Below are 11,918 nucleotides of genomic sequence, written 5' to 3'. Positions count from 1 at the left end.
AATGAGCGCAACCATTTTGATCACCGGCGTCGGCAAGCGCGTTGGTTTCTATCTAGCAAAGCATTTAGCCGAAGACGGTTACCAGGTTATCGGTACATATCGCACGCCACGAGCAACGCTACAGCAACTTGAAACGCTAGGCGTGCAGCTTCATCAATGTGATTTTTACGATACAGCACAAACAGAGAGGCTACTTAAGGACATTACGCACTCTTACTCAAGCCTACGGGCTATTATCCATAATGCGTCGGACTGGCTACCGGACACTGATGCGGCTAGCGCAATGGTAAGGATAGAAAAGATGATGCGGATCCACGCCACCACGCCATACGCAATCAATATCGCCCTCGCGCCTTTGCTGCAAAAAAATGAACACCCCGTTGGCGACATTATTCATATCACCGATTATGTTGTCGACAAGGGCAGTAGCAAACATGCAGCATACGCTGCAAGCAAAGCCGCGTTGCATAATCTAACCCTCTCTTTTGCCGCTAAGTTTGCCCCCCAAATTAAAGTCAACAGTATTGCACCCGCCATGCTGATGTTTAACCCTGATGACGATGATAACTACAAGCAGAAGGCTTTGAACAAGGCGCTCATTAAACAAGAAGGCGGAGAAGCTGAGGCGCTCAAAGCAGTAAAGTATCTGCTAGATAGTCAATACATCACAGGACAAGCAATCAAAATCGATGGTGGCCGTCATTTGGTCTAATCGGATCACACTAAATGAGCGTTTAAAAATAACAAAGGCACGCGCGAGCGTGCCTTTTTGTCGTTGATTTTTAGTGCTATAAAATAAAGCTGATATAGCCTTGCAGTACAATCAAGTTAACGATATCAATAAAGAAAGCACCCACAATTGGCACCACCATAAAGGCTTGTGGTGAAGGGCCATTGCGAGAAACAAGCGCTCCCATATTCATCACTGCGGTAGGCGTCGCCCCCATGCCAAATCCACAGTGACCTCCAGCAATTACAGCGGCATCGTAATCAGAACCCATTATTTTGAACGTAACAAAATAGGCAAATATCGCTAAAACAACCGTTTGTACCATCAAAATAATCAATAGCGGGATCGCTAAATCAAAAATTTCCCACAGCTTTAGGCTCATTAGCGCCATAGCAAGAAACAGCGACAAAGCAACGGTACCTAAAATATCTACGCACTCGTTATTCATCTTATAGCCGCGAGTCATTTCAGTCAGGTTGGTAATCATCACCCCTAGAAATAGCGCATAAACAAAGTCCGGCATCTTCAACCAGCTTATCTCAAAACTTACGACTAAATGCCCAACCCATTTGGCTCCCGCCACACACAGCATAATAATAAACAGCGTTTCTAATACGCTCTTAGCTGTGACGTTATCTTCTTCGAGTTGGTCATACGTTACCAAATCAGGATGGTCTTTATGGTGGTTGCCACCAATGCCGTATGAAGATTCAAGCTTATGCTTATCGATTAACCTTTGTGCTACTGGGCCACCAATAATGCCACCCATGACTAAACCGAACGTCGCCGCAGCCATAGCAAACTCTAGCGTGTTCATATTGTAATGGTCGGAAAAAGTTTGTGACCAAGCAGCACCGGTGCCATGACCGCCAGAAAGCGTAATCGAACCAGCGACCAGCCCCATCAGAGGCTCTAAGCCTAGTGCCGTTGCTAAACTCACGCCGACAGCATTTTGCAAGATGATGTAAATAGAGGCTATGCCAAGAAAAATAAAGACTTTTTTACCACCACGAGCGAGCAGTTTATAACTGGCAGCCAGACCCACAGTGCTAAAGAACATCAGCATTAACGTATTTTGCATTGGCAAAGAAAACGCTAGGGTAATATTCTGAAAATGAAGAACCGTGATAACGGCTGCGACAACCAGACCACCGATAATAGGCTCTGGAATATTGTATTTTTTGAAAAAAGGAACGTGACGATTAACTGTGTGGCCGATAAACAAAACCAAGATGGCGACCAAAAACGATTCTAGTTCTCCGATTGAATATACTGTATTCATGTAACTCCTATCCGTTAGGTTTTGTAGTCAAAAAACCTACAAAACCAAAATTAGCCGGCTATTCTGGCACATTCATTAGGGTAAATAATATTAGCCGTGTCGGAATTATGGCATTTGGATCATGAAAAGCGACACATTGCGCAATAAAGAATCTACTCGCTGTCTATTTGTTCGGTTTTTTCGGCCTCTAACGCTTCAAGTTTTGCTCTTTCTGCCTTAGAAATATACTTAGGCTTGCTGCTATTTTGCAATTTCGCATTGGCTTTCTTCAGCTTGCTCATGTGTTTTAAAGTGATTTTTTTTGTGCGGTTCATGGGTCTATATCATCAGTAATAAAGCTTAATTATAACAAGCAAGGCGCGTAACGCCGAATAGTTCGGCGTTAACTATTGAAGCTTTTTAAATTGAATTCGACGGCTAAAAATACGATCGACCTCACGCTTCAGTTTCTGCCCTATGGTCAACTTTTTCTTCGCTGGCAGTACTCTTTCACTATTTAAACTGCTGTGGAGCAGACTGCTTTTCTTATCAAGAATGTCATCTTGTGCACAAATCGCAGGCTGCAGTTGGTAAACATCCAGCTTATTTGAAGTAATCATCTCTTCAAACATAATTTTATCTATCGCTTCTATTGGTCTGAATTGACGGATTTCATTCAACAGTTTACTCGCCATATTGCAACTTACGACATAACCTGCAGCGCCTAAATGCCTACCTTGCAACTTAAAGAGCTCTGTTCCAGAGCCGAGTTTATACCCTCCCCAAAACGCCCCCTTAGCAATATGATTAAACATCTCGAGCTTAATCAGTTCTACTTGTTCAGGGATCCAGCAGTCTGAACATAAATAATGATTTGCATTTTTACCTAGATGAATGTCATCTTCGAAAATAGCAGCAAACGGGACCGATTCATCTACGATTTTCTGAAGTATCGCAACATGGCTGAGTAAACAAGATAGCTCCCCTTTACTGAGCGTTGTCCTTTGAGTTGCTATCTGCAGGCGAATTGCTTCAGCTTCATTTAGATCCGGAGTTGTTGCATCAAAAAATTCAAACGGGATAGCTTGAGAAGAAAACGCTTGATTGATATGAGCTCGCCTCTTTTCTTCAGTTAGTAAGCTAATAACGAAACATCTCATAATCTAACAACCATAATTCAATAGCATAATCTGCCAATGAGTATAATCGAATCAATGGGTATTCTAAATCAAAAATCATACCTAACTTGCCCAGAGCCAGCCCCGTTTACCTTGCATAATCGCAAACGCCTCCCCATTAAGAAGATGCTACTGATGATACATAGAAGTAGTCATCTGTTATCATTCTAAGCATTAGTCAAATGTAAGAGACGTACGTAAAATGAAAAAGATTGCTATCTTTTGCCACAACTTTTATGCCAACGGAACGGTCAAAGTTGCGCTAACTCAAGCTGAGATCTTGCATGAAGCAGGGCAAGATGTGCATCTGTTTGTTTTCCAGCAAGAGGGGGATTTCCCTCCGCCAAAACACGTCACTATTCATTATGTTTACCCAAATCAGAAAGCATTAACTCTGAAACAACAGCAGCAGCGCTTAAAGCAATGTGTTGAGGATGTCGAAAACACCAAGGGTAAATTCGACCTATTTCAGTCCAACTCTACGGACTGCGATACCGTTGTGAGTGGTTGCAACTTTGAGCCCTGTTATTACTTTTGTCATTGCGCGTTAAAACAAGAATTAATCATGGAACTCAAACGAGGGCCGGTTCACTTCTATCGACGTTGGTCAAAAGCAAAAGCTTTGATTGGCAAAAATATCATTACAGTGTCTGAAGGTATTGCCGATGAGCTACGTAATACCCGCTGGCTCAAAGCTAAAAGCATCCAAGCTATTTACAATCCTTTTAGAATCGAAGAGATAAAACGTAAAGCATTAGAAGCAAACAGTGAGATACCCAACGAGCCGTTTATGATCCATATTGGCCGGGTTACGCGACAAAAGCGCCTGGATATTCTGTTTAAAGCGCTGCAAGCTATGCCATCAGCCCCTAAGTTAGTATTGCTAACCAACAGGCCTGAACGCGCACGGAAAATTGCGAAAAAGTACAATGTTGAAAACCGCATTATCACGCCAGGTTTTCAATCAAACCCATACTCCTGGATAGCACGAGCAGAATTAATGCTGCTCAGCTCAGATTTTGAAGGTTTTGGCCTGGTGATTGCCGAGTCACTGATTTGTGGAACCCCAGTAGTCAGCACAGACTGCCCTTACGGTCCAAATGAAATTCTAACCGGAGAACTGGCTCAATATTTAGTCCCTCGCCGTCAGCCACAATTGCTAGCAGAAAAAGCATTAGCCTGTTTAGCTTCCCCTCCAATAATTAATAATCCAGAAATATTTAAAGTTATTAATAGTCAATATGTTGCGCAGCAATATATTAATCTAGCTAATCATTAATAAACCGAAAAATTATTACATCCAAACAATTGAATTGCTTTTTAGCTATTCAATTGTTGCCTTTGTTAATTTCACTTATTAACACGTTAGAGTGCAGCCTTATCAAAAGAACCTCGTCGTTTAATTTTAGTTAAAAACGTTTAACTTACGCTACCAATTGGTTGCTTTAAATGTTGGGATTACGAAAAAAAGCACTGAGCATAATTTAGACTATATTTTAGTGAGTATTTAATTATAATAGCGCCCCCAGAGTTTCTTATAACGCTAAACTCCTTTAATCGATGTCTATATACCTCATATGAAAAAACACAGCTTATCCGTTATTCTAATCACTAAAAATGAAGCCGATCGTGTTGAGGCTTGCCTTAAGTCGATCATAGATATAGCTGATGAAATCATTGTTCTAGACAGCGGTTCGACCGATGACACCGTCAATATCTGTCAACAGTACACCAACAACATCACCATAACTGACTGGCCAGGATTTGGTAAGCAGAAGCAACGCGCACTCGATAAAGCTACTTGCGACTGGGTATTATCTATTGATGCCGATGAGGCATTAGATGATGAGATGAAACAGGCTCTCATAGCTCTATTGTCACAAGACAGCATCGAAGAAACATCGTACCGTCTTCCCTGGGGAGTCACGCTTTACGGCACGACCCTGAAACACGGCCGCAGCGCTCGTTCAGTTTTACGTTTATTTCTTCGCCAAGGCTCTAGCTACACCCTTGATGAAGTGCACGAAACCGTGATCCCGGCGAAAGGCTCAGTGGGTAAGCTTAAAGGCCTGTTGTTACATTACACCCACAGAGATTATGGGCACGGATTAAATAAAGCCGCTCAATACGCATGGCTTGGTTCGCAAAAGTATGCTCGTAAAGGCAAAAAATCAAAAGGATTGGCACTGGCTCTACTCCGTGGAATGTGGACCTTTTTCCATATCTACTTTATTCGAAGAGGTTTTTTAGACGGCAGCGTAGGATTTATTGTTGCCATGACCTATGCGCAGGTGAACTTTAATAAATATGTTGGACTGTGGTTAATAGAGCAAGACAGAAGCTAATTATTTTCCGCCAGCAAGCTAAACGTAACGTCATTAATAAATTAAGGCAGTTAAATATGATTGATTCAAAATCACAATCATGGAAACACAATTTAGATCAATTAAAAGAACAGCATTCAGAAATTGCTAAATTATTAGTCGGCAAAAAAGTCGCTTATATCGATATCCCTCTACATTATAATGTTGGTGATACATTAATTTATTTAGGAACTGAGCAGTTTATCGATGACCACGAAATTAACATCATCCATAGATCATTCCAAAAAAATATAAATCACAAGAAGTTAAAACAAGCTGACGTTATCATGCTACACGGTGGTGGCAATTTTGGTGACTTATATCTAAAACACCAAAAGCTCAGAGAGTCTATTGTAAAGCAATATCCTGACAAGCAAATAGTGCTACTGCCACAAACAATTTACTTCAAGTCTAAAGCAGCTCAAGATACATCAGCAAATATCTTCAGTTCTCATCCAGATATCACCATGTTAGTGAGAGATCAAAGATCCTACGAGATTGCAAAACTCTTTAGCAATAAAGTAATTCTAATGCCTGATATGGCGCACAGCCTTCACCCTCTCGTTGATGTTAGAGAAGTGATCAATGAAGATACCCAAGTCAAAAGAGTATTAAATCTAAAGCGCAAAGATATTGAGAGTTGTGGCAACGATGCTGAGTTCATCAAAAAAGAATTCGACTGGATAAATATACTCACCCTCTCAGATCACTTTATTCTAAAATACTTCAAGAAGTTACAAAGTATCCCTGTATTAAAGTATAAGCTAGCTAAAAACTGGAAGATTCAATCCGATGCATTGCTATTTAGCTCTTCGAACTATTTTCTCCAACATGAGTTAGTACATACAGATAGACTCCACGGCCTAATTTTATCGGTATTGCTAGGAAGACAAGTAGTGATGTCAGACAACTCTTATGGGAAAAATTCTGCTTATTATAACCAATGGCTATCTACAAATCCGCTTATTAAAAAATAAGCGTGATTAACTATAAACCCACGAATAATTTAATTCCTATTTTTAACCTAAAAAATTCATAAAAAAATTTATGAGAGTAAGTGATGATAAGTTTAATACTTGTGCCATTGGCGCATGAAATCGTCGATGAATATTGTGAAAGACGTTGTAAAATAATTCGTACTGAGCAAGATGGCTCAACCAACGAAACCTTGCTTTGGTTTCAGTTTGATAAAAACATCACTCCACCACACGATGAAGATTGTAACTCCTACTTGCTCGCCACAATTATGGATGCGATGAAGGAGAGAAGAAGCATTGAAGTCAGAGGTAGTGTGTCTAAAGAACTCCTAAGCAACTTAGTTGAATACCAAGCCGCTTGGAGTAAATGGCTACCAGAGACTTATCAATCGATTAATATTACCTGCCAACAAGTTAGAGAGCAGCAAGCAAAAGTAGACGGTGCGATATGCGCCTTCTCCGGTGGTGTTGACGCTACTTTTTCGGTCTGGATGCATTCACAAAAGAGGAACAGCTACCGCTCTCAAGATATCAAGCTATGTTCATTAGTACATGGGTTTGATATTCCTATTGAAGATGAGACCGCGTTTTCAAACGCCAGGAATACAATTCATGAAACACTTTCGAACATAGATCTAACGTTATTTCCAATCAAAACAAACTTTCGAAAGATATCACGTGTCAATTGGGAGCACTCCCATGCCTGCGCACTTATTTCTGCCCTAGGCAACTTTAAAAACTCAGCAGGTACATGCATTATTGGCAGTAGTGAACCTTATAGCTCACTCGTAATTCCTTGGGGCTCATCACCAATCACCGATCACTTGCTAAGTTCTGATGACTTTTCAGTTATCCATGATGGTGCAAGCCATAGCAGAACAGAGAAAGTCAAAGACATATCAGACTGGCAAACGGGATTAAAAAACTTACGCGTCTGCTGGCAAGGCGATTTAAAAGATCGAAACTGCGGGAAATGCGAAAAATGCGTGAGAACAAAGCTAAACTTCTTAGCAACTAATACACCTATTCCTTCTTGCTTTCCAAAATCAGATATTGTTAAAGATTTACAGAAGATAAAACTAAAAAATATGTTAGCTCTTTCAGAATGGCAGGGCATTCTAACATATGCAAAAAATCATGATATTCAAGAACATTGGGTAAATCAGGTCGCGAATATTATCAATAAAAAGACCAATAAAGATGAGAGAAAAAACGCAGTTCGCGACTTATTTAAGGCATTATTCAAGTAGCTGATCGCACTAAACGACGGGCGAGCTGCCATCACAAGAACTGTAAAGGTAGCTCCCCTACAAGCAAGACAGAGAATCTATTTATGCTTCTTGTTATAGTTCGATTGTTTAACCTGTTTAAACAATCGATAAACCTCTGCAGAAAGCTTACTAAATAGACCTAACTTTGTTTTATTTTTACGCTTGCCAATCACCGATGCAGCGGTACTTCTAGATACGAGTTTCGGATGGTAACTGTACAATGTTTGCTTTGTACGCCATTCATTATCCATAAAGTCATCTACAGGCTCAAAAAAACCATCGACCTGATTTAAATAATTCAGGGCCGCTTGCGGAGTTATAGCGTAAGCCGAGGTGCCACATGCCCCTTTCAGGTTTGAAATCAATTTGTACTGTTCATCAATAGGCTCTATATCAGCAAATTTCCTTTCAAAAACATTACCCAATTTCACAACACCATATTTGTGCGTTAATGACTCAATATTTTCTAACTGATTTTTTAGATCGCCAAATAACTCTAAGTTATCTTCCAGAATTAAAAACACCTCGTTATCAGCAAGACACTGCTTCCATAAAGAGATGTGGCTAGCAAAGCACCCTAATTCAGGAATGGTTAACTCATAGCCCTTATATCTCTTAGTCTTTCCACTATCGTAGAGTGAAAAAATACTATGCTGTGGTTCTTCTCTGATATTTTCAGCATCAAAAAAGGAAAAAGGAACCTCTTTTAGGGCTTCTGTCACCTTTTTATGTCGCTCTACAGAGGTTTTTAAACTAATAACAAAAACTTTCATTCTCTAACTCACCTGATCTCAACTGATGCGACTTAGTACTGAGCACCAACCTAAGAACATCAAATTGTTTTATTCTAATTAAACTTCCAATAGCCTAACTTTTTGCGCATCTTAAGATGACGCAACAAATTCATCGGTTTAGGCTTAAGATTTTCAATACCATTTTCAATCAGCTTGTCAGTTGCTGCAAGAACGCGCTCACTCGACTTACCATCTCGAAAGGGATGGATATCATCACAATACCGCTCAATCTCAGCCATAAGTTCTGGCGGACGACTCAATACCTTTTCTAACGCAGGTTCAATATCTTCAAGCACTTCGACATTAACAAGATGAGAGCTATTGGTCTGATTATTAAACGTCACTACAGGTTTACCCTGCAGCAGAAACATAATCAAAATCGATGAGGTATCACAAAGCATCACGTCGGCCGCTTTCAATAGCGGTAACACATTATCCGTTTCAACAAACGTCAAATTATCACTTTCAAGCGCTTTATATTTATCAACAATATCTTGATTCATCTTGGGGTGGAACTGCACCAACCAACGCCACTGTCCTTGCTGTGACAATGTTTTTATTTGCTCATAAACTACTGGTGCACAAGATAAACTACGAGAAAATGTTGAACAAAAAAGTATAACAGGTCGGGAATCGCCCTCTACATCATAGGGACGCTCTAAGCCCTGTTGAAACATAGGATCCAGCGTCGGCCAGCCTGTTTCAGCAACCTTAAAGGTGCCAAACTTTTCGGCAAGCTCTTCAAAAGGCAACGTCGTTGCAGGCCCTTGAGTGCAGTAGAGATCGAAACAATCACGAATTTCAAAGTGGTCTTCACGACCTCTATGGTTCATTTTTCCCGCGTTAAAACCATGAAATACACCGACTTTAATCCCAGGAATAAAGCGGGGAACCACATTACCAGGAACGAATACCGCATCAGGCTTCCAAGATTTAACTTCTTCAATGGTTAACAATCGCTTCTCTGTTGCAGTCAAGAAGGCAGGATCGACCTCATTGCCCTCTAGAAACCAACAGGCTTCATCGCCTCTCGCCTGTATTACAGCTTGCAACGGCCTTAACATGGCATATGAATAATTTTGCGCTATGTATAATAGATAACGTTTGTTGTTTGCACTCACAACAATTCCCCTCACAAACTCTTCAATGTTTATTTAACCAATGCCAAATATTCTTGAGCAATCCGTGCCGCTTGTACTTTTGCTAAAATATCGACTTCTGCCAACTGTGGCGGTGAAACTAAAACTTCATCTAATTTATCAGCTAGCGCTTGTGGATCACGCCGTGGAACCAAAAATCTAGCTAACTCTCCAGTCATGATCTCCTTCGGCCCATGAGGACAATCGGTACTGACGACTGGCGTTCCACAGGCTAATGATTCAATCAAAACCGTTGGCAAACCTTCAAAATCTGAACTTAACACTAATGCCTTGGCGCTTTTTATCCATGGGAATGGATTAGACTGAAACCCAGGAATAATCACTCTATGTTCAACACCGAATTTCTTCGCGGCCTTTAGTGCCTTTTTTGGGTTGTGACATAAGAGCACCACCGGGATTTGGCTTTCCATTGCTGCAATGGACTTAAACAGAATGTCATGACGCTTCTGCTTCACATATCGGCCAATATGGATCAAGTAATCGTTATTAGGGATCCCTTGCACCTCTTGTTCTGATAGCGCATTAATATCAACGAATTCAAAGGGGTTATAGATACATTGGATAGAGGCTGGGCAGATACGCTTAGTCTGCAAAATCTCATCAGCAATACCCTGAGATACCGTCACCAAATGTTGACCATTGAGTGCCTTCTTAGCCTGAAGTTTCTTTAAGTAAGCAAAAGGGCCTAATTTAGCGTGTCGAGTTAACTCTGCTTCAACTGAAGCGTGGACCACTACAAACAGCGGTGAAACCTTAGTTTTGATCATTAGTCGATTAGTCTTATCTAAATTCGAAAGAAATAGATCAAACTTACCGACTTCTTGTTCAATTTGATAAATTTTGTCTGTTAACTTTTTTACAGCAGGAACTAAGTTCCAAGAACGCTTTAAATCCTTATCTTTCTTAGCAAAACAAACATGCACGGGCAAACTACTTGGAATATCAAAAGCTACATTGTCAGTCATGACTAAGAAATGAGGCTCATGCCCTAATTCTGTAAACTCTTTAGCCAGTGTCAGCATGACTTTTTCGGCACCACCGCCCGCTAAACTATCAATAGCGATTGCAATTCTCATGACTGAACTCCAAATTTATGACTGTATAAATCAGTGATGATATCCATGCCTATATCTAGGCCATTAATGCATTTGCACTGGGCTAAGGCACTCTCTAGTTTGGCTAGATTTTCCACCCTAATTAACTCAGTAAGCCCAGCTAACATCAGCACCGCATTACTATCACTGCACACGGTTAAGCCACGCTCTTTACAGACTTTAAGCCGATAGTTCTGATCTTTCGATACTGCTACGGATAATGTGGGTTTCTTTAATGCTATAGCCTGCAACAAAGTGTCGCCGCCACTTAATACGGCAACTTTAGCAGCATCAAGCAGATCGATAAAATCACCATGATTTAACTCATCTATCGCTGTAACACCTTCAGCATCAAACATCGTATTAGGGTAGTTTGGCCCATATACCATAACGCACGGGATCCTTGTCGCTTGATAGATATCAGCGGCGGCACGTGCAAACTCTTCCACAATATAGCCCTGCTTATTTGTGTGACCACCAGACCCTGCATTGAGCAGAATGAATCCACCAGCACTTAGGTTGTATTCCTTTAACAGCGCCGCTTGACGCTCTGAATTGGGGTTTACAAATATGGGACCAATAACCGTCGGCTCAGGCTTATCGATTAACTTCAGCTTTAAACGATCAAGCCAACTAATGGGGCCAATAACAAATTCAGGTTGCACGACCCAATGACTATCCGTCACTCGTGCGCGCAATACTTTCATGCCACGACTTCGCTTACGCTTATGTTGACTCAGAAAAATAACTTTCGCGCCCAACTTATTGGCATGAGTCAGTTGAGAGCGGCGACCCGATGCGTCAAAGATGACAAAGTCGGGTTGAAAGAATGACATAAAATCATTGACCGCTTTGATATTCTTTGTCGGCGTATCGTCTAAAAGTGCCGCTGGATAGGGGCAAGTCGATGCATAAGGCGCGTGACGACTCAAAATGAATTGAATTGTCGCATTAGGCCAACGGCGCTTAACTTCATTTGCAACGATCAAGGAGCGCATATACTCCCCCATACCTTCGGCTGAAGATACCGGTACAAATAAAAATTTTGGAGAGGCTAGGGTCATTGACTCAACTCATCAGACTGCAAAGA

Annotated in this window: 12 protein-coding genes; 5 read left to right on the top strand and 7 right to left on the bottom strand. The window is 41.0% G+C overall.

Annotation, left to right across the window (positions count from 1 at the left end):
- The first annotated feature begins 1 nt into the window (after window position 1).
- Complete coding sequence (folM, locus tag ACVBJC_RS12285) at window positions 2-712, top strand: dihydromonapterin reductase (protein WP_447161052.1); 711 nt, start codon at window positions 2-4, stop codon at window positions 710-712.
- 76 nt (window positions 713-788) lie between these two features.
- Here the strand turns inward: folM and gltS are convergent, their stop codons facing one another.
- The 3 genes from gltS to ACVBJC_RS12270 form a co-directional block, all read right to left on the bottom strand.
- The gene (gltS, locus tag ACVBJC_RS12280; RefSeq protein WP_447161051.1) at window positions 789-2,012 is read right to left on the bottom strand and encodes a sodium/glutamate symporter; all 1,224 of its coding nucleotides are present in this window, start codon (window positions 2,010-2,012) and stop codon (window positions 789-791) included.
- Between the two features lie 152 nt (window positions 2,013-2,164).
- On the bottom strand, window positions 2,165-2,326 hold the full coding sequence (locus ACVBJC_RS12275) for a DUF2986 domain-containing protein (protein WP_447161050.1): 162 nt from the start codon (window positions 2,324-2,326) through the stop codon (window positions 2,165-2,167).
- Between the two features lie 72 nt (window positions 2,327-2,398).
- Window positions 2,399-3,151 (bottom strand): glycosyltransferase family 25 protein, encoded by a 753-nt coding sequence (locus tag ACVBJC_RS12270; RefSeq protein ID WP_447161049.1) that lies wholly within the window; start codon window positions 3,149-3,151, stop codon window positions 2,399-2,401.
- A 220-nt stretch (window positions 3,152-3,371) separates the two neighbouring features.
- On the opposite strand from ACVBJC_RS12270, the gene ACVBJC_RS12265 reads away from it, so the two are divergent.
- The 4 genes from ACVBJC_RS12265 to ACVBJC_RS12250 all read left to right on the top strand — a co-directional run bounded on the left by ACVBJC_RS12265 (window position 3,372) and on the right by ACVBJC_RS12250 (window position 7,759).
- Window positions 3,372-4,448: a glycosyltransferase gene (locus tag ACVBJC_RS12265; RefSeq protein WP_447161048.1), complete on the top strand. Its 1,077-nt coding sequence runs from the start codon at window positions 3,372-3,374 to the stop codon at window positions 4,446-4,448.
- 298 nt (window positions 4,449-4,746) lie between these two features.
- Window positions 4,747-5,514, top strand: coding sequence for a glycosyltransferase family 2 protein (locus ACVBJC_RS12260; protein WP_447161047.1), 768 nt, complete (start codon window positions 4,747-4,749; stop codon window positions 5,512-5,514).
- Window positions 5,515-5,570: 56 nt separating this feature from the next.
- Window positions 5,571-6,509 (top strand): polysaccharide pyruvyl transferase family protein, encoded by a 939-nt coding sequence (locus tag ACVBJC_RS12255; RefSeq protein ID WP_447161046.1) that lies wholly within the window; start codon window positions 5,571-5,573, stop codon window positions 6,507-6,509.
- Between the two features lie 83 nt (window positions 6,510-6,592).
- Window positions 6,593-7,759: a hypothetical protein gene (locus ACVBJC_RS12250; RefSeq protein ID WP_447161103.1), complete on the top strand. Its 1,167-nt coding sequence runs from the start codon at window positions 6,593-6,595 to the stop codon at window positions 7,757-7,759.
- A 77-nt stretch (window positions 7,760-7,836) separates the two neighbouring features.
- Here ACVBJC_RS12250 and ACVBJC_RS12245 read toward each other — a convergent pair whose 3' ends face one another.
- The 4 genes from ACVBJC_RS12245 to ACVBJC_RS12230 all read right to left on the bottom strand — a co-directional run bounded on the left by ACVBJC_RS12245 (window position 7,837) and on the right by ACVBJC_RS12230 (window position 11,892).
- On the bottom strand, window positions 7,837-8,553 hold the full coding sequence (locus ACVBJC_RS12245; RefSeq protein ID WP_447161045.1) for a glycosyltransferase family 25 protein: 717 nt from the start codon (window positions 8,551-8,553) through the stop codon (window positions 7,837-7,839).
- A gap of 74 nt (window positions 8,554-8,627) precedes the next feature.
- Window positions 8,628-9,638 (bottom strand): CDP-glycerol glycerophosphotransferase family protein, encoded by a 1,011-nt coding sequence (locus ACVBJC_RS12240; protein WP_447161102.1) that lies wholly within the window; start codon window positions 9,636-9,638, stop codon window positions 8,628-8,630.
- 86 nt (window positions 9,639-9,724) lie between these two features.
- Window positions 9,725-10,810, bottom strand: a complete 1,086-nt coding sequence (locus ACVBJC_RS12235) for a glycosyltransferase (protein WP_447161044.1) — start codon at window positions 10,808-10,810, stop codon at window positions 9,725-9,727.
- Window positions 10,807-11,892 (bottom strand): glycosyltransferase family 9 protein, encoded by a 1,086-nt coding sequence (locus ACVBJC_RS12230; protein ID WP_447161043.1) that lies wholly within the window; start codon window positions 11,890-11,892, stop codon window positions 10,807-10,809. The genes ACVBJC_RS12235 and ACVBJC_RS12230 overlap by 4 nt, the downstream gene beginning before the upstream one ends.
- Window positions 11,893-11,918: the final 26 nt, after the last annotated feature.

This window comes from Shewanella sp. 0m-6 (genome assembly GCF_052977325.1).
Note: the sequence above shows the minus strand (reverse complement) of the source record. Positions and strands in the feature narration are given on the sequence as shown.

Excerpts from the sequence above, each read along its gene's own strand:
- folM (WP_447161052.1), top strand. The coding sequence starts at position 2 with ATGAGCGCAACCATTTTGATCACCGGCGTCGGCAAGCGCGTTGGTTTC.
- gltS (WP_447161051.1), bottom strand. The coding sequence starts at position 2,012 with ATGAATACAGTATATTCAATCGGAGAACTAGAATCGTTTTTGGTCGCC.
- ACVBJC_RS12275 (WP_447161050.1), bottom strand. The coding sequence starts at position 2,326 with ATGAACCGCACAAAAAAAATCACTTTAAAACACATGAGCAAGCTGAAG.
- ACVBJC_RS12270 (WP_447161049.1), bottom strand. The coding sequence starts at position 3,151 with ATGAGATGTTTCGTTATTAGCTTACTAACTGAAGAAAAGAGGCGAGCT.
- ACVBJC_RS12265 (WP_447161048.1), top strand. The coding sequence starts at position 3,372 with ATGAAAAAGATTGCTATCTTTTGCCACAACTTTTATGCCAACGGAACG.
- ACVBJC_RS12260 (WP_447161047.1), top strand. The coding sequence starts at position 4,747 with ATGAAAAAACACAGCTTATCCGTTATTCTAATCACTAAAAATGAAGCC.
- ACVBJC_RS12255 (WP_447161046.1), top strand. The coding sequence starts at position 5,571 with ATGATTGATTCAAAATCACAATCATGGAAACACAATTTAGATCAATTA.
- ACVBJC_RS12250 (WP_447161103.1), top strand. The coding sequence starts at position 6,593 with ATGATAAGTTTAATACTTGTGCCATTGGCGCATGAAATCGTCGATGAA.
- ACVBJC_RS12245 (WP_447161045.1), bottom strand. The coding sequence starts at position 8,553 with ATGAAAGTTTTTGTTATTAGTTTAAAAACCTCTGTAGAGCGACATAAA.
- ACVBJC_RS12240 (WP_447161102.1), bottom strand. The coding sequence starts at position 9,638 with ATGTTAAGGCCGTTGCAAGCTGTAATACAGGCGAGAGGCGATGAAGCC.
- ACVBJC_RS12235 (WP_447161044.1), bottom strand. The coding sequence starts at position 10,810 with ATGAGAATTGCAATCGCTATTGATAGTTTAGCGGGCGGTGGTGCCGAA.
- ACVBJC_RS12230 (WP_447161043.1), bottom strand. The coding sequence starts at position 11,892 with ATGACCCTAGCCTCTCCAAAATTTTTATTTGTACCGGTATCTTCAGCC.